This is a genomic window from Streptomyces sp. NPDC007264 (genome assembly GCF_042869095.1).
In the GTDB taxonomy this organism is placed as follows: Bacteria; Actinomycetota; Actinomycetes; order Streptomycetales; family Streptomycetaceae; genus Streptomyces.
Map to the genome: position 1 here is coordinate 68,094 of NZ_JBIAFD010000010.1, position 20,352 is coordinate 88,445.

At 71.8% G+C, this 20,352-nt stretch carries 15 protein-coding genes and 1 tRNA gene; 9 read left to right on the forward strand and 7 right to left on the reverse strand.

Translation table 11 applies throughout. From position 1 onward, the window contains the following. The first annotated feature begins 81 nt into the window (after window positions 1–81). The 4 genes from ACFYMU_RS18890 to ACFYMU_RS18905 all read left to right on the forward strand — a co-directional run bounded on the left by ACFYMU_RS18890 (window position 82) and on the right by ACFYMU_RS18905 (window position 3,949). On the forward strand, window positions 82–1,314 hold the full coding sequence (locus ACFYMU_RS18890; RefSeq protein WP_388374184.1) for a helix-turn-helix domain-containing protein: 1,233 nt from the start codon (window positions 82–84) through the stop codon (window positions 1,312–1,314). A gap of 175 nt (window positions 1,315–1,489) precedes the next feature. Beyond that, a complete protein-coding gene (gene orn, locus ACFYMU_RS18895) occupies window positions 1,490–2,092 on the forward strand; it encodes an oligoribonuclease (RefSeq protein WP_388374186.1) in 603 nt (200 codons plus the stop codon). 114 nt (window positions 2,093–2,206) lie between these two features. After that, window positions 2,207–2,282 (forward strand) — tRNA-His (locus ACFYMU_RS18900). A 326-nt stretch (window positions 2,283–2,608) separates the two neighbouring features. Further along, the gene (locus ACFYMU_RS18905; RefSeq protein WP_388374188.1) at window positions 2,609–3,949 is read left to right on the forward strand and encodes an endonuclease domain-containing protein; all 1,341 of its coding nucleotides are present in this window, start codon (window positions 2,609–2,611) and stop codon (window positions 3,947–3,949) included. Between the two features lie 185 nt (window positions 3,950–4,134). Here the strand turns inward: ACFYMU_RS18905 and ACFYMU_RS18910 are convergent, their stop codons facing one another. From ACFYMU_RS18910 to ACFYMU_RS18925, 4 genes are read right to left on the reverse strand one after another with little or no spacing between them, the layout of a single operon-like run. After that, complete coding sequence (locus ACFYMU_RS18910; protein WP_388374190.1) at window positions 4,135–5,421, reverse strand: TIGR02679 family protein; 1,287 nt, start codon at window positions 5,419–5,421, stop codon at window positions 4,135–4,137. Beyond that, window positions 5,411–9,550: a TIGR02680 family protein gene (locus ACFYMU_RS18915; protein ID WP_388374192.1), complete on the reverse strand. Its 4,140-nt coding sequence runs from the start codon at window positions 9,548–9,550 to the stop codon at window positions 5,411–5,413. The genes ACFYMU_RS18910 and ACFYMU_RS18915 overlap by 11 nt, the downstream gene beginning before the upstream one ends. Continuing rightward, the gene (locus ACFYMU_RS18920; protein ID WP_388374194.1) at window positions 9,547–10,971 is read right to left on the reverse strand and encodes a TIGR02678 family protein; all 1,425 of its coding nucleotides are present in this window, start codon (window positions 10,969–10,971) and stop codon (window positions 9,547–9,549) included. The genes ACFYMU_RS18915 and ACFYMU_RS18920 overlap by 4 nt, the downstream gene beginning before the upstream one ends. A gap of 40 nt (window positions 10,972–11,011) precedes the next feature. Then, window positions 11,012–12,559, reverse strand: a complete 1,548-nt coding sequence (locus ACFYMU_RS18925) for a TIGR02677 family protein (protein WP_388374196.1) — start codon at window positions 12,557–12,559, stop codon at window positions 11,012–11,014. Between the two features lie 425 nt (window positions 12,560–12,984). Here ACFYMU_RS18925 and ACFYMU_RS18930 point away from each other — a divergent pair, with 425 nt between their 5' ends. Continuing rightward, complete coding sequence (locus ACFYMU_RS18930) at window positions 12,985–13,239, forward strand: type II toxin-antitoxin system VapB family antitoxin (RefSeq protein WP_361288642.1); 255 nt, start codon at window positions 12,985–12,987, stop codon at window positions 13,237–13,239. Beyond that, window positions 13,239–13,658 (forward strand): PIN domain nuclease, encoded by a 420-nt coding sequence (locus ACFYMU_RS18935; protein WP_388374198.1) that lies wholly within the window; start codon window positions 13,239–13,241, stop codon window positions 13,656–13,658. The genes ACFYMU_RS18930 and ACFYMU_RS18935 overlap by 1 nt, the downstream gene beginning before the upstream one ends. Before the next feature lie 413 nt (window positions 13,659–14,071). On the opposite strand, the gene ACFYMU_RS18940 is transcribed toward ACFYMU_RS18935, so the two are convergent. The 3 genes from ACFYMU_RS18940 to ACFYMU_RS18950 all read right to left on the reverse strand — a co-directional run bounded on the left by ACFYMU_RS18940 (window position 14,072) and on the right by ACFYMU_RS18950 (window position 16,649). Then, window positions 14,072–14,452 (reverse strand): VOC family protein, encoded by a 381-nt coding sequence (locus tag ACFYMU_RS18940; protein WP_388374200.1) that lies wholly within the window; start codon window positions 14,450–14,452, stop codon window positions 14,072–14,074. 287 nt (window positions 14,453–14,739) lie between these two features. Further along, window positions 14,740–15,153 carry a hypothetical protein gene (locus tag ACFYMU_RS18945; RefSeq protein ID WP_388374202.1) on the reverse strand — a complete coding sequence of 138 codons (414 nt, stop codon included), beginning with the start codon at window positions 15,151–15,153 and terminating at the stop codon, window positions 14,740–14,742. A 440-nt stretch (window positions 15,154–15,593) separates the two neighbouring features. After that, window positions 15,594–16,649, reverse strand: coding sequence for a LacI family DNA-binding transcriptional regulator (locus ACFYMU_RS18950; protein ID WP_388374204.1), 1,056 nt, complete (start codon window positions 16,647–16,649; stop codon window positions 15,594–15,596). A gap of 339 nt (window positions 16,650–16,988) precedes the next feature. Between ACFYMU_RS18950 and ACFYMU_RS18955 the strand changes: the two genes are divergently transcribed. From ACFYMU_RS18955 to ACFYMU_RS18965, 3 genes are read left to right on the forward strand one after another with little or no spacing between them, the layout of a single operon-like run. Continuing rightward, window positions 16,989–18,314, forward strand: a complete 1,326-nt coding sequence (locus ACFYMU_RS18955) for an extracellular solute-binding protein (RefSeq protein ID WP_388374206.1) — start codon at window positions 16,989–16,991, stop codon at window positions 18,312–18,314. Continuing rightward, window positions 18,311–19,339: a carbohydrate ABC transporter permease gene (locus ACFYMU_RS18960; protein WP_388374208.1), complete on the forward strand. Its 1,029-nt coding sequence runs from the start codon at window positions 18,311–18,313 to the stop codon at window positions 19,337–19,339. The genes ACFYMU_RS18955 and ACFYMU_RS18960 overlap by 4 nt, the downstream gene beginning before the upstream one ends. Then, entirely contained in the window at window positions 19,336–20,250 is a 915-nt protein-coding gene (locus ACFYMU_RS18965; RefSeq protein ID WP_388374210.1) for a carbohydrate ABC transporter permease, read from the forward strand. The genes ACFYMU_RS18960 and ACFYMU_RS18965 overlap by 4 nt, the downstream gene beginning before the upstream one ends. The last annotated feature ends 102 nt before the right edge of the window (window positions 20,251–20,352 follow it).

Consider the following 20,352-nt stretch of genomic DNA (forward strand, 5'->3'; position numbering starts at 1 on the left):
GGGGACTCGTGCAGGACCGAGGGGAAACGTGCAGGAGCGACACAACCGAGGAGCCGCGACCACCGAGGGGGGCTTAGCAGGATGAGCCACGACTCCACTGCCGCGCCGGACGCCGCGGCCCGGAAGCTTTCCGGGCGACGCCGCAAGGAGATCGTCGCGGTGCTGCTGTTCAGCGGCGGCCCCATCTTCGAGAGTTCCATACCGCTTTCGGTGTTCGGGATTGACCGCCAGGACGCCGGAGTACCGCGCTACCGACTACTGGTGGCCGGGGGCGAGGAAGGCCCGCTGCGGACCACAGGGGGCCTGGAACTCAGCGCACCGTACGGGCTGGAGGCGATCTCACGGGCGGGCACCGTCGTGGTGCCGGCCTGGCGGTCGATCACCTCGCCGCCACCGGACGAGGCGCTCGACGCGCTGCGCCGGGCGCACGAAGAGGGTGCCCGCATCGTCGGGCTGTGCACCGGCGCCTTCGTACTGGCCGCCGCCGGACTGCTGGACGGACGGCCGGCCACCACCCACTGGATGTATGCGCCGACGCTGGCCAAGCGCTATCCGTCGGTGCACGTCGATCCGCGCGAGCTGTTCGTGGACGACGGAGACGTCCTGACGTCGGCCGGCACGGCGGCCGGCATCGACCTCTGCCTCCACATCGTGCGCACGGACCACGGCAACGAGGCGGCGGGCGCGCTCGCCCGGCGCCTGGTGGTCCCGCCGCGCCGCAGCGGCGGCCAGGAGCGCTACCTCGACAGGTCTTTACCGGAGGAGATCGGCGCCGACCCGCTCGCGGAGGTCGTCGCCTGGGCGCTGGAGCACCTCCACGAACAGTTCGACGTGGAGACCCTGGCCGCCCGCGCGTACATGAGCCGGCGGACGTTCGACCGGCGTTTCCGCTCGCTCACCGGGAGCGCGCCGCTGCAGTGGCTGATCACCCAGCGGGTGCTGCAGGCCCAGCGGCTGCTGGAGACCTCCGACTACTCGGTCGACGAGGTCGCCGGGCGCTGCGGCTTCCGCTCACCGGTTGCGCTGCGCGGGCACTTCCGGCGCCAGCTCGGCTCGTCGCCGGCCGCCTACCGGGCCGCGTACCGGGCCCGGCGCCCGCAGGGTGACCGGCCGGGCGACGGCGACGGTCCCTCGGGCCCGTCGCTGCCGCAGGTCGCACAGGAGGCCGCCCCCGTCCCGCTGCACACCCGGCGCACGGCCGCGGCCAGCGCGCTCGGGCCCACGGCGTCCCTGTCCACGGACCACGTCAGGCACGTACCGGAGCTGTACGTGGCCGGCCGTCCGAGCGTGCCCGGGCAGCGCAGCGCGCCGTAACCCCCACCCGCGCCGCCGCCGAGGACGGGCGGGATCCGCGAGGCCGTACGCAGGTCGTACGCGCGCCGGAGCCCGCCCGTCCCGCGTGTCCCGGGGGAGCGCCGCACATGCCCCCGGGGTCCTCGCGGCGTGCAGGGGCGGTCCGCCCGGCCCGGGCGGGCCATAAGGTGGACGCATGAACGATCGCATGGTGTGGATCGACTGCGAGATGACCGGTCTCTCGCTGTCCGACGACGCGCTCATCGAGGTGGCCGCGCTGGTCACCGACTCCGAGCTGAACGTACTCGGCGAAGGGGTGGACATCGTGATCCGGCCGCCGGACGCGGCCCTGGAGACGATGCCGGAGGTGGTGCGTCAGATGCACACCGCCTCGGGACTGCTCGACGAGCTGGCGGCCGGCACGACGCTCGCCGACGCCGAGGAGCAGGTCCTGGCGTATGTGCGGGAGCACGTCAAGGAGCCGGGCAAGGCCCCGCTGTGCGGCAACTCGGTCGGCACCGACCGCGGCTTCCTGACCCGTGACATGCCGACGCTGGAGGACTATCTCCACTACCGGATCGTGGACGTCAGTTCGATCAAGGAGCTGGCCCGGCGCTGGTATCCGCGGGCGTACTTCAACAGCCCCGAGAAGAACGGTAACCACCGGGCCCTGGCCGACATCCGCGAGTCGATCGCCGAGCTGCGCTACTACCGCGAGGCGATCTTCGTCCCGCAGCCGGGCCCCGATTCGGACACGGCACGCACGATCGCGGCCAGACACGTGCTGCCGGCGCGGTAAGCGTCCCGTCGCGGCCCACCGGGGCCACGGGAAAGCCTGGCGCGAGCACCCCTTCGGACCCTGTACACTTTTTCTCGGCCGGTAGGGGAAACCACTGCAAGAACACCGGTCGTGGTGGGTGTAGCTCAGATGGTAGAGCACCTGGTTGTGGTCCAGGATGTCGCGGGTTCGAGTCCCGTCACTCACCCCATGAGATAGGCCCATGACCTGCGGGAACGCGGATCATGGGCCTATCTGCCGTTTGGCCAGGGTCTCACCACGGCCCATCCACCCGCGATTCGAGCCGTCGACGAAGAAGCTAGGGCCGTAAGTCCGCACGGAATCTCGCTCAACGTATGCTTCCATTCACCCTCGGTATAGCTTTCGGTCATCGATCCGCCGCTGAGTGACGGGATACAGACCCACGGAAGGCACTGACGAACCAGTTGCTCAGAAACAAGGACTTGCGGCCGGCGGCCCGGCCGACCGAGGCGCTCGGAGACCGGTTGGCTCGTCGCAGGCCGCTAGCCTGTCGGTATGTCAGAGCGTGTCATGCCCGGTCGCACGGACGGTCTGATCGCCCTGGGTGCCGCGGACGCTCTGTGGGTCGATTTGACCGCCGACAGTGCCGTGCCGACAGCTTCTGGGGCATTCACCTGCTCTCCTGCCCGTGCCCGGATGGGGTACGTCCTGCTCGGCGGCCATGTGGTGGCGACGGTGGGGGTGAGCGGCGGTCAGTGGAGTGTTCCGGAGGCCCGGGTGCGCCGGGCAGCCGCGGAACTGAACGCGGTGGGGATGGATCCGCAGGACCTGGTACTCATCGGTCCGTTTCGTGGGGCGCCGAGGCAGGAGTGCGACGAGGAAACGCCGCTGCGTTGGCGCCGACGCATCGCGGGGGAACTGCAGGAGTTGGGCGGCCCCGAGCGGGCAGCACGACGTGAAGCCGGCCGGCCGTACCATCTGGCGGGGATCGACTGGCGACAGATACTCGTGGAGCAGACCCGCGACGGGACGCAGCGCACGTGGTGGCTGCCGCGCGCTGTGGTCAGGCTGCTGGACGCAGCCGAGCACGCCGAAACGCAGTGGGTGCAAGCCGCGCGAGCCCGCCAGGCAAGCGCGGCCGCCACCGAGCCGCCCTCCCCCGGACGGGCCCGAAACGCCGGCGGTCGGCAGACGACGAGCCCCGAGGGCCCCACCGCCTCACTGCGCCCGTACGACAAAGAGCTGGAAGGCCAGCTGTACTCGGTGCTCAGCAGGAAGCCCGGTACCTCCCGCAGGGTGGCCGGGTGGGCGTGCGCAGTCTGCCGCACTGCGCCTGCCACCGTGCTCGACCACTGCCACGAACACGGCTACGTCCGCGCCCCCGTCTGCCAGTCCTGCAACACACTGGAACGCCCCGACCACCTGTACAGCAACGACATCCGCGTGGCGAACCGCTACACACGCCTCTTCCACACCGACGCCGACGACTGGCTCCGCCACTGGCACCGCTGCCCCGGCTGCCGCGCACGCACCACCCTGCCCCTGCCGCACCTCGCCGCATGGACCGCCCACATAGCCTGCCGACCGCTGCGCCCGACCCACCCCGCCCCCCGCGGGCGCAAACCCTGCGGCGTCCTGCGCGTGTCCTGGACGGGCAGTCAACAGGCGCCCCGTTCCTGCCTGCTCACCGTCGCCGTCGACTTCTGCCCCGCCGGCGAGCACCGTGTCCTGGCGCAAGTCCCCTACCGCGAAGCCGCCGACCGCTTTCGGGTCTGGTTGACCGAGACGGCCCCCGCCGTGGCCGCCGCGGCCGGTCCCGACCGCCTGGACAGCCTCCCCGCCCAGTCCCGGCCAGTCATCGCGGACACCAGCGGTGAGGATCTGGAACTGTTCTGACCGGGCACCGGAGCCGTCGAAGATCTACGGGGCGGTTCAGCGGGGCTCGACGTCGCCCGCTCCCCGAGTTGACACCGCCGTTCCAGTCAGCCCCAGGGTGCTCGGGCACTGACGCCGACTCGCCGGTGGATGCCGGCCGGCACTCCGTGGTGGACGGATCGATCCGACCACCACCGGACGCCGGTTCAGGCGCAGGTGAGGTCGGACAGGAGCGCGGGCAGGAGGCGTTCCTCCATGACCGCACTGCCCGACTCCTCCATCACGAGGGCCAGTCCGGGGTCCCAGGGGCTGGCCGCGGGCGGTCCCGCGAGCGGGGTGGACTCGCCCTCGCCGAGTGCTGCCGTGTAGTCGGCGGCGGTCATCCGCCAGGGGCGGGCACCGTGGCGGGCCACGGCGTCGGCGGTGATGCGCAGTCCGGCCCTGTCGAAGTCGGCGCGCCAGTGCAGCCGGGCTCCCGCTCGTACGGCGTCGCCGAGCAGTTTGTGGCAGGCGGCGGACGGGACGCCCTCGGTGCACACGAGGGCGGCACCGGTGGCCTGGAGTTCGCCGGCGGCGGCGCGCAGTACGGCCGGGTTCTCGCAGACGTAGATGGTGCGGGCGGCGGGGACGACGGGGTCGGTGGCGAGTTGGTGGAGGGTGAGCCGGAAGGGGATGCCGAAGTCTGCGGCGTCGCGCAGCCAGTCGCAGACCACGGTGTCGCCCTCGGCCCCGATGTTGAGGACGAGTACCTGGCTGGCGAGGTCGTCGGCGATGGCTCCGGCGCTCTCCCACAGGGCTCGCCGCCCGGCCCGCTCACGGGGGACGACGCGGCCGTCGCCGGCGCGCTGGGCGAGGGCGCGCAGGACGAGCTGTTCGAGCGGGGCGCCCGGCACGAGGGCCTTGGTGTCGCCGGTGGCCCACTCGGCGAGTACCGGAAGCGGCAGGACACCGGGAACCCGGTACGGGGAGCCCGTACGGTGGTCCCCGTCACCGGTCAGTCTTTCCAGGACGCGTACCGCCGCGTCCAGGAGCGGCGCGTCCCCCCGGCGTACGAGACGGGTGAGAGTGCCGTCGGCGGCGACGCGGTCGAGCCAGGCGGCGAACCATCCCTGCCCGGCGAGCCGACTGGAGTGGGCCGACGTCAGGGCCTGCTCCCGGCGGGCCTGTTCGTCGGCCCGTTCGGCCGGCCGGTCGCGCAGCGGACCGTGGAGCCGGCCGAGGGTCTGGAGGAGACCGGTGCCGTAACGGTCGTACAGATACCCGTCCAGGTCACGCAGGGGTACGGCGAGGCGCTTGGCGGTCTCGGGCCGGTAGCGGCCGGTGATGCCGATGACGGTGCGGCGCTCGGCCTCGCTGGGCCCCGTGAGCCCGATGTCGCCGTCGAGCGCGCCGCCGGTGCGCTCCAGTCTGCGGCGGGCAGCGGCGAGCAGGCGGGTCCATCCCTCGCCCCGCAACTCGTTGTACCCATGGCTTTCACGCTGCTCAGCCGACAACCGCGGTCTCCTCGGGCGTCGGGGCGCGCCGGGTGCCGGGCGAGCCGAGGGCTGTGGTGAGGTCGCCGGTGTCGTCGGCGAGGAGCCGGTCGCCGTCCCAGACGAGCAGAAGCGCGGAGACGGTGTGGTCGACGGCGGTGTGTGCGAGGTCGTAGTGGGCGGCGGCGGACACGGAGGCGTGGGCGGCCCACAGGTCGTAGCCGGTCATGAACAGGTCGAGGTCGAACTGGGCGGCCAGTGACATGAGCTCGCCGCGCCCGGTGTCGTCCACTCCGGCGAAGGCCTCGTCGAGGGCGAGCAGGCGCGGGGCGTGCGGGTCGGCGGAGTTGAGCATGGCGTGTGCGGCGGCGAACAGCGGCAGGTGCAGCGACACGGACTGCTCACCGCCCGACAGGCGGCTGTGCCGGGCGCGGGTGAGCCGCTCCTCCGTCTTGTCGGGGCGTACCAGCTGGAACGCGAACTGCCGCCAGCGCCGGTAGTCGAGAACCTCGGCGAGCAGTTCGCGGTAGGGCTGGTCGCGGTGGCGGGCTCGGGCGGTCTTGATCTGCGCGGCGAAGTGGACGCGCACCCGGGCGAGACCGTCGGGGCCGAGGCGAGCGGCGTCGGCGTCGAGGAGTGCGCAGACGGCGCGCTGTTCGTCGTCGAGGTGGTCGGCGAGCAGCCAGCTCACCCCGACCGTGGTCCCCGAGGACATGGTGCGCCGGCGCATGTCGGTGTTCATCCGCCTGATCAGGTCGCGGGCGTCGACCGTGCGGTCGTGGATCTGCTGGGCGAGCCGGGTGAGCAGGGCGTCCTCCAGGATGCGCTGCTCGGACTCGGAGAGCAGTTCGGCCTGGTCACGACGGTGGGAGGCGATCTTCTCGGCGAAGGCCGCCACGGGCAGCGGGCCCTCCTCGTCGGCCACTCGGACGAGGATGACCCCGTCGGAGCCGTCCCATTCGGGCCGGTAGTCCTGTCCGGCGGCGGCGAGCTGCGCCTGCAGGTCGTCCAGGGCCTTGGTGAGACGGGTGACGGACTGCTTGAGGCTGCTCTCGGTGGGGGTGAGGTCGCGGGTGACGGACAGGACCGCCTCATGGACGGCGACCACGGCCGGCGGGAGTGCCGCACCGGCCCAGTCGGCCTCCTGGGCGGGCCAGGCGAGGCCGGGCGGGCAGCGCAGGATGTCGAGGAGTTCACGGGCGGCGTAGGGGCGCAGCCCGCGGGCGGTGTCCTTCTCCTCCGCCGCGGCGACCGCCCCGGCCTCGGCGGCGGCCGTACGGCGGGCCTCGGCCGCCGCGGTGCCGGCGATCGCGGTGTGCTGGGCGGTGCGGGCCGTCTCGGCCTCCCGGACCAGGGCGTCGATCCCGTCCTCGGTCTCCTGCACCTGGCGCATCACCTCCTGTGCCTCGGCCCCGACGGCCCGCTGGAGGGCCTCGAGTCCCGCGGCCTCCTCGGTGTGCCGGCGGCGCGCCGCGCGCTCGGTGTCCGCCGCCGCCTCCTCGTCCTCGGCGGCGGCGCCGAGCCGGTCGGCGGCGGCCTCGGCCGCCTCGCGCTGGCGGGTGTGTTCGCGGCGGCGGGCGGCGAGTTCGCGGACCGCCGTCTCGAAGGCGCGGGTGGCGGTCTCGACGGCGTCGACGCGTTCGGTCTCGATGGCGTGCTCGGCCGCGGTGCGGCGCAGAGCACGTTCGGCGACCGAGCAGGCGGCCACCGACTCGTCGTACGCGCCCTGGGCGGCGTCGGCGGCGTCGCGGGTGGCGCGCAGCCTCGCCGCGGCCCGGTCGAGCTCGCGCAGGGCCTGCGTGATGCCGGTGGTGCGGGGCAGGGCGGCGCGGGCTGCGGCGTACGCCTCCAGGGAGGCGTCCGTACGGGCCTGCAGGCGCGCCAGTTCGTCGAGCTGGGAGGAGAGTTCGGCCAGCAGCGCCTCGCAGGCGGCGATCCGGGCGGCACGCCGGCGGGCGCGGGCGGTCGCGCCGACGTACTCGGCGTGCTCCTTGGTGTGGGCGCCGACCAGGACACCGGCCGCGTACCGGCCGTCGGGACCGATGTGCGGGATGCCGGTGTCGAGGTCGCCGGTGACGGCGACGGAGCGCAGTACGGCGGTGATCCGGGCGGCGGTCGGGATCGCCATGCCGACCCCAGGGCTCTCGGGGCTCTCGGGGCTCTCGGGGCTCTCGGGGCTCTCGGGGCGCAGGAGATCGGCGAGGCTCGGTCCGTTCACCGGGGCGCCGGCACGCAGGTAGCCTTCGCTGCGCCCGGCCGCCACGGGGGTGTCCTCGGCGGTGACGAGTGCGTCGAGGAGGCCCGACGCCTCCAGGGCCGCTTCCAGATCCGCTCGTTGACGTTCTGTCAGCTCCTCTTCGAAGTCGACGAGTTGCCACAACGGGACGCCGTCACCAGCCGCCCGGTCGGCGCAGCGGCCACGGGCCGGGGGTGGGGCGTCGTCGTGTTCGGCTGCGATCCGGTCACGTTCGGCCTCCGTCTCGGCGCGGCGGCGCTCGACGTCGGTGCGCCGGGCGCGCAGGGAGGCGAGGGTGTCGCGCAGTTCCTGCACGGCGGGAGCGGTGGCCTCGGTGAAGGCGTCGGCGAGCGTGACCGCCTCGGCCTCGCCGGTGCGTTCGAGGGCTCCGGCGAGTCGGCCGACCCCCTCCTCGGTCAGGAGCTCGCCGTGCGCCTGCGTCCACTGGCCGAGTGCCGTACGGGCCTGCTCTCGGGCGGAATCGAGGGCCGACTCGGCGGCGGTCTCCGCGGTCTCGGCCGCGGTGACGGCCTCCTGCGCGCGGTCGAGGGAGACCCGGGCGAGGTCACGGGTCTGCTCGGCGCCGCGTGCCGCCTGCTGGGCGGCGCGCACGGCCCGGACGCCTTCGTGGCGGGCGGCGGCGAGTGCGGCGGAGCGTTCGGCGAGGTGGGCGGGCTCGGCGTCGGCCGGGGTCCAGGGGAGGCCGGCGGTGTGGGCGTGGTCGGCGACGGCGGCGGCGTCCCGGGAGACGGCGGCGTCGAGTTCGGCGGCGAGCCGGGCGGCGTGTCCGGCCTCGGCGCGGGCACGGCCGGTGGCGGCCGTGCGGCGTTCGCGTTCGGCGCTCGCTTGCCGGGCAGTCTGCTCACAGGTGCGCACCAGGCGTTCCAGGTCGGCCAGTTGCTCGACGGCCTGATAGGCGGCGGAGGAGCGCAGCTGGTCGAGACGGGCGCGCTGGGCGGCGAGTGCGGCGTCGGCCGACTCGGCGTGCTTCTCGGCGGCGGCCTGCTGGTCCCGGGCCGCCGCCAGGTCCGTGGTGGCGGTGCGCAGCGCGGCGGCGCGCTCGGCGGTCTCGGCGCGGCGGGCGGAGAGCCGGTCCGCGGCGGCACGGGCGTGTACCCGCAGATAGGTGGAGTAGCTCGCGAGGAAGGCGCGGGTGGCGTCGTCGGCGGCGGCCAGCCCCTCCAGCGTGCGCTGCACGGACTCCATGTCGTCGAAGGAACGGGCCGCCTCGGCGATCAGGTCGTCGTCGAGCGGGCGCAGGCCGGCGGTGAGGGTGTCGGAGAGCTTGGCCGGGTCGAGGTTCTTGGCGAGCTGCGGGCGGCGCAGGGTGAGGATCAGGGTGAGCAGTTGCTCGTACCGCTCCGGGCCGAGGCCGAACAGGCGCTGGTCGACGGCGGCACGGTAGTCGGCCGTGGAGGTGATCAGCTCACGTCCGAGTTCGGCCGCGAGCTGCTTCCTCGTCATCGGCCGGTCGTCGTGGGTGAGGAGGGAGAAGTCCTCACCGACGCGGCCCTCGGCGACGAAGTGCCAGCGGGCGGGTGTGTCGCGGTGCCGCTGGGCGTGCAGCCCGATGCCGCAGGTGACGGCCTCGCCGGTCTCCCGGTGGGTGAACTCGATCCAGACGTAGCCGAGCGCGCTGTCCTGCCCGCGGAAGAGCAGGTTGGACTTCATCGTGCGGTCCTCGGCGGCGAACGGGTTGAGCCGCTTGGGGTCGATACGGCCGTCGAGGACGAACGGGAACAGAACCTCCAGCGCCTTGGTCTTCCCCGACCCGTTGGGGCCCCGCAGCACCAACCAGCCGCCCGCGAAGGAGAACTCCTCGTCCCGGTAGTCCCACAGGTTGATGATCCCGGCGCGGGTGGGGACGAACCGGGCTGAGGGGGCGGAGGCCTGGGTGGGAGCGGCGGTGCTCACGGAATCGGGTCCTTGGCGATGTCGTCGGTGAACAGGGTTGTCCGGGAGGGCGGCCCGGCCGCCGTACGGGTTCTCACCCGGGCGGTGACCCCCCGGTAGCGGGCGAGCAGCGGAAGCGCGAGGGCCCCGCCGTCGACCCGGGCGATCAGCGACATGGCGGCCAGCAGATCGAGCGCCTGGTCCAGCAGCCGTTCCGGGTCGCCGCGCAGGTCGGCGGCGAAGCCCGCGCCGTACTCGGCGGTGATCTCCTTGAGCCTGCCCCGGAGCCAGGAGTCCGTGACGAAGGGGTAGCGGGTCTCCGCCGGCTCCCGCCCGTCGTCACCGGGTGCCGCGTGCGCCGACGCCTCGTCCGGCTCTGCGAGTGCGGCGAGTTCGGCGACCGGACCACGCGACGGCAGCGCAGCGTCGATACGCCGGGCGCGCGCCGCGAGGCGTTCGGCGGCGGTGGGCGCGGGCAGCAGTTCCAGGGCGTGCCGTCCGGAACGCTGGACGGCGGCGCTGATCCGGGCGGCCAGCAGCAGCGCAGCCTGCGCGACGGTACCGCCGCCGGGGAAACGGACGTCGGACAGCCTGCCGGAGGTGTCGATGAGCGCCACGCCCTCGGCCCGCCGCTCCACCGTCAGCCCGGTCAGGCGCTCCAGGTCCTCGGCGAGGGCGGGGGCTCGCAGCTGGCCCAGGAGTTCGGTGTCGGCGTCGGCGTAGTACGCGACCGGATTCTCCAGCACCAGACGGCGGGCCCGGCGGGCCTGGTCGCGACGCTGGGCCGCACGCCCTGCGGACATGCCCAGCGCACCGGCCGAGTCCAGGAGCGCCGTGACCGAGGTCATGTGCTGCAGGACGCGGGTCGGGTGATGGACGGCGAGGAGGATCTCCCGGTCGATGTCGTACAGGGCCTCGGCCCGCTCGGGGTCGCCGGCCCAGGCTGTGGCGGAGCCGTCGGCGAGGGTGAGCGCGCCGCGCTCGGTGAGCCAGGTGACGGCGTCGACGAAGGCGTCCCGGTCGGGCTTGCGCGCGGTGTCGAGGCCGAGTCCGTCGATGCGTACGGCGTCGGCGGCGACCGCGTCGGCCAACTCGCCGAGCGCCACCTGCGCGCCGTGGCGGCCCAGGGCCGCGAGGGTGAGGACGAGGTAGGCGTAGCGGCGGCGGTCGAAGGGCCGTCCCGCGCGGGTGAGGGCCGGGCGGGTGGCGTCCAGGCCGTCCTGGGCGCGCTGGAGCCGCGCGGTGTCGGCGGTGGTGACAAGCCGGTGGCCGAGCACCTCCATCAGGTCGGTGCGCAGCTGGTCGGCCCAGCGGCGCACGGTCGCCAGCGCCGCCTTGTCCGGGTACCCGGGTGTGATCAGCGGATGCCGCAGGACGAGCCGTACCGCCTTCTGGTAGTCGGCGAGTTCGAGCGGGGAGACGCCCTCTGCGACGCGGCTCATGCGGTCCTGCCGAGGTGACGGCTCGTACGGCTCGTACGGCTCATGCGGTGACCTCCAGGCGCAACCCGTCGAGATGGAGACGCCCGCGCACGGTGTCGACGGTGGTGGAACCCTCGGCGGGGGTGAGGGTGAGCCGTACCCCGTGGGCGGAGCCGGAAGCGGCGGTGACCCGACGGCTGGCGGGGACACGGGCGGCGAGGGCCACGTCCAGCAGGGCCAGCAGAGCCCGTGTCTCGGGCTCGTCGAGCGTCCGGCCGTACACACCGTCCGAGGCGAGAGAGTTCGCGGCACCCCGGCGCTCGGCCTGTTCCTTGAGCTGTTCGGCGCGGAGCAGGGCCCGCCGGTCGTCGTCGCGTTCGATGCGGCCGGGGCCGTGCAGGGCCGGGGTGCGGCCGGACTGGACCAGGGTGCGGGCGAGTTCGACCGGTTCCGCCTCCCACCAGGACGTACGTCCCGGGATCAGCTCGGGATCGGCGTACGGGACGGCGATGTGGCGGGGTGCACCGAGCCCGAAGACCGCCTGGAACAGGGCGTGCGCGTCCTCGTCGCTCTCGCAGGAGGTGAACCACTGGGCGAGATGGCGCAGCTGGCTCTCCCGGCTCACCCCGCCACGGCGCGCCTCGGTGACCCGGCGCAGCAGGGCGAGGACGGAGCGGATCGCGGTGACGGTGGCGTCCTGCAGCCGCTCGGTCTCGCTGTGCTCGCGCTCCGCGAACCAGTGGACGATGCCGTCCCACCGGTGCCGCCAGTCCGCCAGGCGCTCGGCGGGGCTGCGGAAGAGCCGCTCGTCGGCCTCGGCCGCGTACTCGATCATCCGGTCCACGCCGGTGGCCGCGGCCTTCTCGACGGCCTCGGCCAGCAGCGGAGCGTAGCGGCCGAGTTCGGCGGTGAACTCCCGCATGTGCGCGAGGAGTGTGTCCTTGTGGGCGAGGAACACCTCGGGCCGGGTGTCGTTGGTGCGCGCCAGGTCGCCCAGCATGAGATAGAAGCGGGCGGCGCGCTGCGCCATCTCGTTCAGCACCGAGTCGAGACGGCCGAGCTTGCGGTACACCTCCTCGCCGTCGCCCGCGGTGTTGGCCTCGGCCAGGGCGCGCAGATCGCCGAGGATGTCGGGGAAGACGAGGCGGGAGAGCTGGGCGTCCTCCAGGCTGGCGCCGAGCACGTCCTCCACCGCCCGGTAAGCCCGGTATCCGGCCTGGGTGAACTGGTACACGTAGTGGCGGTTGCGGTACTCGGCAAGGTTCGCGGCGCGCGTCCCGTCGTACGACCGGTCCAGGACCTGCCACTCCGCGAGCGCGTCGAGCAGCGGCTGCACACCGGCGGGCCCGCCGGCGGCGCCCGCAGCGGGATGGTCGACGGCGAGCCGCTCCAGCAGCCCCACCACGTCCGAAGCGTGCAGCAGCACCTGGTAGTTGGCCCGCCCGCGGTCGAAGGCCCGCAGCAGCCACAGGTACTCGTGGCGCTTCTCGGCGGCGGCGAAGTGGAACAGCCGCAGCCGGTCGTCGACGGAGAACGCGTCGATGCCGAACGCGCCCTCGTCAACGGACTCCGAGGCCGAGGGCTCCGAGACGTCGAACTCGTCACTCACGGATCTGCGGGCTTCCCTTCTCCCCTGTTCCGGCCGGTGCACGTCCGACCGGACACCACCGGATCCACACCAGTCTGCCGTAGCCCGACCAGCGCGGGTAAGTCGCTCCTCGGCTCGTTCCAGCTGCGCTACAATACGCCCCTCTCGCACCGCCCTACCGGGCAGTGGTCGCCGTCGGGGATGCACCCGGCGACCGGCTCAGCGGCGGATCGCTGCGTACGCCCTCAGCCACACCGGTGAGCCGCCCGCGGCCAGCCACCCCGTCTTCGCCGTGGGCAAACCTCGCTGCGGCCCTCCTTCCCCAGCCCTGCCGCGCTGCCAGGATCGTCCATCCACGATGAGACCTCCGACCGAAACGACATCTATTCTGGACAATAAAAGGTATCGTTTCAATTGGCAGGGCTAGCAGCGGAGGGACGGTCCACATGGCCAGAACAGTCATCGACCTCGATGAAGACATGGTCACCGAGGCCATGCGCATCTTCGGGGCCAAAACGAAGGCCAAAGCCGTCCGCCTCGCTATGGAAGACGCCGTCAAGAGGCACCTGAGACAGGAGGGCTTCGACGCCATGGAGGCAGGCGAGTTCGACTTCAGTGAGATCGTCGAGAACACCGGCCCCCGCAACGCTGACGGCTCTCTCAAGCACGACGGCGACCGCGACGGAGGCCGGGCCGCCTGATGCAGGACCGCTACCTGATCGACAAGTCCGCCCTCGCCCGCTGGACGAAACCGAGCGTCAAGGAGGTGCTCGCGCCCCTCCACGAGCGTTACCTCCTCGCAGTGTGCCAGCCCACCGAGTACGAGATGATCCACTCTGCACGGGACAGCTCCGAGGCGACCCGGATCAGCACCTGGCTCCACGCCTTCGACTACATCCACGCCGACGACCACACCTTCGTCCGCGCCCTGGAAGTTCAGCGCCACGCTCTCAACGCAGGCTTCCACCGCACACTGTCCCTCCCCGACCTACTGGTCGCCGCCACGGCGGAACTGCACCAGCGGACGGTCCTCCACTACGACGGCGACTTCGACATGATCGCCTGCCTGACGGGACAACCCGCCGAATGGGTCGTACCGCCCGGCAGCGCCGACCGTTGAGCGGGCCGCCCGTCCACCGGGCGAGGTCGGCGGCCGGAAGCCTCAGTCACGGGTTCCGTAGCGCCATCAGCCATGCCAGGTCCGCCGCGGTCCGACTGCGGACCGCCTGTTCACGGGTGAATCCGGATCTCCATCCGGCACGTGGTGCGCATGGGCACGATCTCCACGCGCATGCGCATCCACCGTCCCCGACCCCGACGGGAGCGTTTGGCCATGGCCAAACCGGATGCCGCACAGCGTCATCCAGCGTCATCCCCCGTCACTCGTACGCCCTGATTTGCCCACGACCACAGCAAAGGCGCAGGTCACGGTAGCGATACGAAACAGGTTCGAGTCCCGTCACTCACTCTCAGCAACCGGCCGGTGACCCGCTTCAGTGGGCCACCGGCCGAGTGCGTCCCGGCACAGACGCCTCACCCCTCCGCCGCACCCTTGGTGTCGACGACGCAGAACCGGTTGCCGTCCGGATCGGCCAGCACGACGAAGTCGGCGTCCTCGGGATACAGCTCCCAGTCGACGCACCGTGCGCCGAGCGCCAGCAGCCGCTCCACCTCGGCGGCCTGGTCGGCCGCGCCGCCCGCGTACAGATCGAGATGCACCCGCGGGTGCTCCTGGACGGGCGTCTCGCTCAGTCCCAGCGACAGCCGCGGCCCGGCGGCCCCGTCCGTCGGCACGAGCACGACCCAGTCGTCCTCGATCTCGTCCCTCGGCACATAGCCCAGCGCCTTCGTCCAGAAGGCGGCGGCCCGCCCCACGTCGGACACGCCCAGCACGACGGACCCGATACCCAGCATCCCCCGATGGTGTCAGTCCCGGCCACGGCCCGCCACGCGTCCACGAACGTGCCCACGCCGCCGAACCGTTCCCCGGGGACCCGGGCGGACCACGGACACCGTCTTCCTGCCGGACGCTCGGGAGACACGGCGTGGGCTCCGCAACTCCTGGGCCGGGCCGGGGCGACGTCTCTCCCGGCATGATTCCTGGCCCGTTTCCGCGTCGTCCACCGAATTCCGTGCCGACGAGAGACCGAGGGAGTTCCTCCGAGTCTCCCCCTCGGTCTTTCGTCCGTCTGGGAGTTCGGCTACTTCGTCATGACCGCGCGGAGCGTCCCAGCGGTGGTCGCCTCGAACTCGCCGAAGGCCGTCGTCCCGTCGGAGAAGAGGGCATACGCCCGGGCCCCGGCCAGATCGAGGACTCGCACCCCGGCCGACGCGGCGCCCGTGAAGTCGGGGTCGATTCCGGTGAACGACACCTGCTCCCCGGGGGCGAACCCGGAGAAGTTCGCGATCACCACCTCGGACTCCACACCGACCGTGCTGGTGAGCGTCGCGGGACCGGCGAAGGTGCCCATGCTGTCCCAGGTGACGGGGAACTTGGCCGTACGGCCGCTGAGACCCACCGACTGAACCTGTGCGCTGCTTCCGTTGCCGATCGTGAGGTTGATGGAGAACGAGTCCAGTGGACCAGCAAATGTGGCCACGACTTCCTGAGCCATGTGCAATCTCCCGTCCCGCCGTTGAAGGGCCGCAGTTCGACCCGTGTGCTGCCTTTACGATGCACCCATGTCGATATCGACGACCAGGTCGGGAAGAATCCGAAAGAAGCACAGCAGTATTGACGGAATATCCTCCGCGCAGTCACTCTCCCCCTCAATGCACCATTGCACCGTTTCACCGAGGCACCGGACGGGAATAGCACGAACAAGGCGGCCGGATAGGATATTCGGATAATGCGAGAACTTGGCACGGCTTGGCCGTGACGGGCCTCGGACGGCTGCTGCCGACGACGTGTGCGCATCGCGCTGAACATGGGAGGGGTTGCATCCGGCGAGCCCACCCCGGCCTCCACGACCGGGGGGCGCCAGATCGACTTCTTACGCCGCCGGGCATGGACGCGAGCCGCAGCTCCCCGCACCGCGTCCGGTTCCGCACTTCTTCAGGACGAGTCGCGCTGCACCAGCCGCGTGGGCAGGACCACCTGCCGGGGCTCCAGGCTCCGCGAGGCCGCCGGGCGGCGGTCGGCTATCTCGTCGAGGAGCAGGTCTGTCATCGCGCGGCCCATCTCCTCGATCGGCTGGCGCACGCTCGTCAGGGGCGGGTCCATGTGGCGGGCTATCGCCGAGTCGTCGTACCCGACCAGCGCCACGTCGTCCGGGATGCGGCGGCCCGCCTCGCGCAGCACCTTGCGCGCCCCCGCCGCCATCACGTCCGACTCCGCGAACACCGCGTCCAGGTCAGGGCGGCGGGCCAGGAGTTCCGTCATGGCGCGCCGGCCGCCCTCCTCCGTGAAGTCGCCGGGCGCGATCAGGGCCTCGTCCACCTCGCGGCCGGCGTCCCGCAGCGCGTCCTGGTAGCCCTCGATGCGCCGCTGCGCGCCGTACACGTCGAGCCGGCCCGTGATCGTGGCGATCTGGGAGCGGCCCCGGGCGAGCAGGTGCTCGACGGCCGAGCGGCCGCCGCCGTGGTTGTCGGAGTCCACCGACGGCAACGTCTCGTGCGCCGAGCGCGGGCCGCTGATCACCGCCGGGATCTCCAGCTGGGCGAGGAGGTCGGGCAGCGGGTCGTCGGCGTGCACCGAGACCAGCAGGACGCCGTCCACCCGGTGGGCCGCCAGGTACTGGGCCAGCCTGCGGCGTTCACGGTCGTTGCCCGCGAAGATCAGCAGCAGCTGCATCTCCGTGTCGGACAGCTCGGCACCCACCCCGCGCAACATGTCCGAGAAGTATGGTTCTGCAAAGAATCGGGTCTCCGGTTCGGGGACGACGAGGGCGATGGCGTCGGTGCGGTTGGCGGCCAGCGCCCGGGCCGCGGTGTTCGGCACGTAGCCCAACTCCGCGACGGCGGCCTCGACGGCGGCGCGCGTCGCGTCGCTCACCCGGGGCGAGCCGTTGATCACCCGGGAGACCGTGCCGCGGCCGACACCTGCGCGTGCGGCCACCTCTTCGAGGGTCGGCCGACCCCCGCTCCGGCCCCGCACTCCGTGGCTTGCCATTGGCCCCGCCTCCCGTCATCACCACGCCGGCCTGGAATGTAACAGCCCGGTCCACTCCGCCGACCGCCCCTGGGGCCGCCAGGCCGCACAGGACCCCGCCGAGCCGGCCACCCGCCGGCCCGGTTAACGTCCCGATAACTGAACGCGTCTCCCCCCGTCCCCTCCCTTGACACCCCCGCACGAACCCGCGACTCTTCAACACATCACCTGTGGGAGCGCTCCCACAGTACCTGACACATACACGTCCCGCACGTTCCCCGCCCGAGCCGCAGCGAGTACGAACGGGCCCAACCAATGCAGTTGGCCGGGGGGTCGGCACGTCAGGCAACAGGAGGACACATGCGCACGAGTACCCGCCGGTCCCACAGGGTGGCGGCCTTCGCGGCCATCGCCGCGCTGGCCACGGGGCTGCTGGCCGGCTGCGCCGACGACTCGGGCGACAGCTCGTCGGACTCGAACGGTGGTGGAGGCGGCAAGGGCAGGACGGAGCTGACGATAGGCACCTTCGGTGTCTTCGGCTACAAGCAGGCCGGCCTCTACAACGAGTACATGAAGCTCCACCCCGACATCACCATCAAGGAGAACGTCACCACCCGCACCGACGTGTACTGGCCCAAGGTCCTCACCCGCCTCCAGGCCGGTTCCGGTACCGACGACATCCAGGCGATCGAGGTCGGCAACATCACCGAGGCGGTGCAGACGCAGGCCGCCAAGTTCGTCGACCTCGGCAAGGAGGTCGACACCTCCCAGTGGCTGCCCTGGAAGTCGGCGCAGGCCACCACCAAGGACGGCAAGACGATCGGGCTCGGCACCGACGTCGGCCCGATGGCCATCTGCTACCGCAAGGACCTCTTCCAGAAGGCCGGCCTGGAGACGGACCGCACCAAGCTCGCCGCGCAGTGGAAGGGCGACTGGGCCAAGTACGCCGCCCTCGGCAAGGAGTACATGAAGAAGGCGCCGAAGGGCACCAAGTACGTCGACTCCGCGTCCTCCGTGTACAACGCGGCCCTCGGCGGCGCGGCCGAGCGGTACTACGACAAGGACGGCAACGTCATCTGGGACAAGTCCTCGGGGGTGAAGTCGTCCTGGAACGTCGCCATGGACGTGGCGACCAGCACCATGTCGGCGAAGCTGAAGCAGTTCGACAAGCCGTGGGACCAGGGCTTCGCCAACGGCACCTTCGCGACGGTGGCCTGCCCGGCGTGGATGATCGGCTACATCGAGCAGAAGTCCGGTGAATCCGGCAAGGGCAAGTGGGACGTGGCCGCGGCACCCACCGCGGCCAACTGGGGCGGCTCCTTCCTCGGCGTGCCGACGGCGAGCAAGCACCAGAAGGAGGCCGTCGCGCTGGCGAAGTGGCTGACCGCGCCCGAGCAGCAGGCGAAGGTCTTCGCCAAGCAGGCCAGCTTCCCGTCGACCCCGTCGGTGTACGCGAGCCTGAAGCCGCAGGCCGACACCACGGCGTACTTCTCGAACGCGCCGATCACACAGATCTTCTCCGACTCGGCGAAGACCATCCCGGTCCAGTACTTCGGCACCAAGGACCAGCCGATCAACAGCGCGATCACCGACATCGGCATCCTCCAGGTCGAGCAGAAGGGCAAGACCCCGGACCAGGGCTGGAACGCGGCGTCCAAGGAGATCAAGGACGTGCTCGGCCAGTGACCAGCTCCAAAGAGGCTCTCGCGCACCCCGCGTCGAGCGCCGAGGCCGCGCCCGGCAGGCAGCCGGGCGCGGCCCGGGGCGCTCAGGGTCGCGGTACGCCGCCGACGGGCACCGCCTCCTGGCGCAGCCGGCTGTACCGCTGGGACATGAAGGCGTCGCCGTACGTCTTCATCGCCCCCTTCTTCCTCGTCTTCGGGGCCTTCTCGATGGTCCCGCTGCTGTACACGGCCTGGTACTCGCTGCACCACGTGCAGTTGTCCGCGCTGGACCACCAGACCTGGGCGGGCCTGGACAACTACCGCAACCTGTTGACCTCCGACTTCTTCTGGAACGCCCTGAAGAACACCTTCACCATCGGTGTCATCTCGACCGTGCCGCAGCTCATGGCGGCCATCTGGCTCGCCCACCTGCTCAACTACCGGCTGCGCGGCTCGACCGTCTGGCGGGTCGTGATGCTCACCCCGTACGCCACCTCGGTGGCGGCGGCGACGCTGGTCTTCACACTGCTGTACTCCTGGGACGGCGGCGCGATCAACTGGCTGCTGCACTTCGTCGGCATCGACCCGGTCAACTGGCGTGAATCCGACTGGGGTTCGCAGTTCGCCGTCTCCTCGATCGTGATCTGGCGGTGGACCGGCTACAACGCGCTGATCTACCTGGCGGCGATGCAGGCGATCCCCACCGATCTCTACGAGTCGGCGGCCCTCGACGGCGCGGGACGCTGGCAGCAGTTCCGCCATGTGACGATCCCGATGCTGCGGCCGACGATCCTGTTCACGGTGATCGTCTCCACCATCGGCGCGACCCAGCTGTTCGGCGAGCCCCTGCTGTTCGGCGGGGTCAGCGGCTCCAAGGGCGGCTCCGAGCACCAGTACCAGACGCTCGGCCTGTACATGTACGACCAGGGCTGGATCATCGGCAACCTCGGCAAGGCGTCCGCGATCGCCTGGGCGATGTTCCTGATCCTGCTGCTGGTGGCCGTGATCAACATGCTGTTCACCCGACGGCTGAGGAAGTCCCTATGACCACAAGCGACCTGACTCTTCCTCAGGACCGGGCCGGTACGCGGGCCGAGCGCGGCAGGGGCCTGCGGCGCCCCCGGGTCATGGGCGCCGGCAAGCAACTGGACGCGGGCCCGGTCACGTATGTCGTGCTGACGGTCTTCGCACTGGTCTCCCTGGCGCCGCTGGTGTGGACGGCGATCGCCGCCTCGCGCACCGACCGGCGGCTCGCCGAGACGCCACCGCCCCTGTGGTTCGGCGGGAACCTGTTCAAGAACCTGCAGGCCGCCTGGGAGCAGGCCGGGCTCGGCACCGCGATGGTCAACTCCACGCTCGTCGCCGGCACCATCACCGTCAGCACGGTCCTGTTCTCCACGCTCGCCGGGTTCGCCTTCGCCAAGCTGCGGTTCCGGTTCTCCGGCGTCCTGTTGCTGCTGACCATCGGCACGATGATGATCCCGCCGCAGCTGGCCGTCGTACCGCTGTACCTGTGGATGTCCGACCTCGGCTGGTCCAACCAGCTGCAGACCGTCGTCCTGCCGACGCTCGTGACCGCCTTCGGCACGTTCTTCATGCGGCAGTACCTGGTGCAGGCGCTGCCGACGGAACTGATCGAGGCGGCACGCGTGGACGGCGCGAGCAGTCTGCGGGTCGTGTGGCACGTGGTCTTCCCGGCGGCGCGGCCGGCGATGGCCGTGCTCGGCCTGCTGACCTTCGTGTTCGCCTGGAACGACTTCCTGTGGCCGATCATCGCCCTCAACCAGCAGAACCCGACCGTGCAGGTGGCGCTCAACGGCCTGGGCACCGGCTACGTTCCCGACCAGGCGGTGATCATGGCGGGGGCCCTGCTCGGCACGCTGCCGCTGCTGATCGCCTTCCTGCTGTTCGGCAAGCAGATCGTGGGCGGGATCATGGCGGGTGCGATCAAGGGCTGATCCTCCCTCGCCCACGTCCGGCCTCGCGCGGGGGATCCCCGTCGCCACGGCCGGAGACCTGGGGCCGGGGCACCGGCACCCCGGCCCCTCCGCCCTGTTCCT

Bases quoted from the DNA above. Each gene is read 5' to 3' on its own strand.
- ACFYMU_RS18930 (WP_361288642.1), top strand. From the start codon at position 12,985: ATGGCCAGAACAGTCATCGACCTCGATGAAGACATGGTCACCGAGGCC.
- ACFYMU_RS18935 (WP_388374198.1), top strand. From the start codon at position 13,239: ATGCAGGACCGCTACCTGATCGACAAGTCCGCCCTCGCCCGCTGGACG.
- ACFYMU_RS18950 (WP_388374204.1), bottom strand. From the start codon at position 16,649: ATGGCAAGCCACGGAGTGCGGGGCCGGAGCGGGGGTCGGCCGACCCTC.
- ACFYMU_RS18905 (WP_388374188.1), top strand. From the start codon at position 2,609: ATGTCAGAGCGTGTCATGCCCGGTCGCACGGACGGTCTGATCGCCCTG.
- ACFYMU_RS18890 (WP_388374184.1), top strand. From the start codon at position 82: ATGAGCCACGACTCCACTGCCGCGCCGGACGCCGCGGCCCGGAAGCTT.
- ACFYMU_RS18965 (WP_388374210.1), top strand. From the start codon at position 19,336: ATGACCACAAGCGACCTGACTCTTCCTCAGGACCGGGCCGGTACGCGG.
- ACFYMU_RS18920 (WP_388374194.1), bottom strand. From the start codon at position 10,971: ATGAGCCGCGTCGCAGAGGGCGTCTCCCCGCTCGAACTCGCCGACTAC.
- ACFYMU_RS18955 (WP_388374206.1), top strand. From the start codon at position 16,989: ATGCGCACGAGTACCCGCCGGTCCCACAGGGTGGCGGCCTTCGCGGCC.
- ACFYMU_RS18940 (WP_388374200.1), bottom strand. From the start codon at position 14,452: ATGCTGGGTATCGGGTCCGTCGTGCTGGGCGTGTCCGACGTGGGGCGG.
- orn (WP_388374186.1), top strand. From the start codon at position 1,490: ATGAACGATCGCATGGTGTGGATCGACTGCGAGATGACCGGTCTCTCG.
- ACFYMU_RS18945 (WP_388374202.1), bottom strand. From the start codon at position 15,153: ATGGCTCAGGAAGTCGTGGCCACATTTGCTGGTCCACTGGACTCGTTC.